Annotated in this window: 1 protein-coding gene; it reads left to right on the top strand. The window is 76.0% G+C overall.

The window, feature by feature from the left end; all coding sequences use genetic code 11:
• Nucleotides 1-16: 16 nt before the first annotated feature.
• Nucleotides 17-1,317, top strand: a 1,301-nt coding sequence (locus TEK04_RS21160; protein WP_336406350.1) for an HNH endonuclease signature motif containing protein, incomplete at its 3' end; no start/stop codon positions are given.

The raw sequence follows: 1,317 nt of genomic DNA, 5'->3' as shown, positions 1-1,317 counted from the left end.
TGAGGGGGCGTGGGTCATGGGTCTGGACGGCGTCGCTGCCTCCGCCGACTGGGTACCCGAACCCCTCGCCCCCGGTGCGCTGGGCGCCGAACCACCCACGCGGCCCTCACCCGTGGCGGCAGCTGCGCGGTGCCCCGAGCCGCCGCCCGCCGACGTGGCCGCGGCGGTCGAGGCCTTGCTGGCCGCCGCGCAGAGCCCGCTGGAAGTGACGTCGGGGGCGCAGCTGCTGGATCGGGCACGGGGGCTGGCCCGGTTGAAGAACCTGGTCGCCGCCGAGCTGGCCCGCACCGTCGCCCACGCCGAGTCTGTGGATGCTCCCTACGAGGATGGGCTGACCGGGATGCGGCCCTGGCTGCGCGGGCACACCGCGGCCACCGGCCCCGAAGCCGGCGCGGTGCTGGCGGCCGGTCGGTTGGCGCGCCGGATGCCCGCCGTGGGTGCAGCCGCCGCCGATGGTGGCATCACGGCCGGGCAGGTCGCGGCCATCGACAAGGTGCTCACCGAGCGGGTCTGGGAGCTCGGCGCCGCGGCCGGGGCCGACCTGCCTGCGTTGGACCTGGTGGTCGCCGAGACCGCGGTGCACGCCCCCCGCACGCTGGCCGAGGTGTGCCAGAAGATCGCCGACGCCCTCGACCCCGACGGGCCGCCACCGACCGACCCCACCGAGGTACGCGGGTTCCGGATGACCCGGCGGGCCGATGGCACCCGCTCCTTCCGCGGCACCCTCGACGCCGCCGGCGGTGAGCGGGTGGAAGCCGCGCTGGAGTCGGTCGCGGCGGCCAGCCGCTGCGAGGGTGACCTGCGCTCTGCCGAGCAGCGGGCCGGTGATGCGTTCGTGCAGCTGGCCGACCTGCACCTGGCCACCGGGACCCTGCCGGTGCTGCGCGGGAACAAGCCGCAGGTCACGGCAATCATCCAGCTCGAAGACCTGGCCGACCCCCAGACCCACCCGGCCGCCACCCGCCTCGGGTCCGGCGCCACCGCCACCAACACCGTGGCCCGGCAGGCCGCCTGCGACGGCGACGTCGCCCGCATCCTGCTCGGCCCCGACGGCCTGCCCCTGGACGTCGGCCGGTCGCGCCGGCTGGTGCCCGACCACATCCGGCGGGCCGCGGAGGTCCGCGACGGTGGGTGCGTGTTCGCCGGCTGCCACGCCCCCGCCTGGTGGTGCGACGCCCACCACCTCGTCCACTGGATCGACGGCGGCGCCACCAGCCTCGAGAACACCGCGTTGCTGTGCGAACGCCACCACACCCAGGTCCACCACGGCTACGCACTGCGATGGGACCCCGACGAGAAGCACTGGCGCACGTTCCG

It is taken from the genome of Klenkia sesuvii, from assembly GCF_037083825.1.
Lineage (GTDB): Bacteria > Actinomycetota > Actinomycetes > Mycobacteriales > Geodermatophilaceae > Klenkia > Klenkia sesuvii.
The sequence above is the reverse complement of the archived record's forward strand: the minus strand, read 5'-3'. Positions and strand labels throughout refer to the sequence as shown.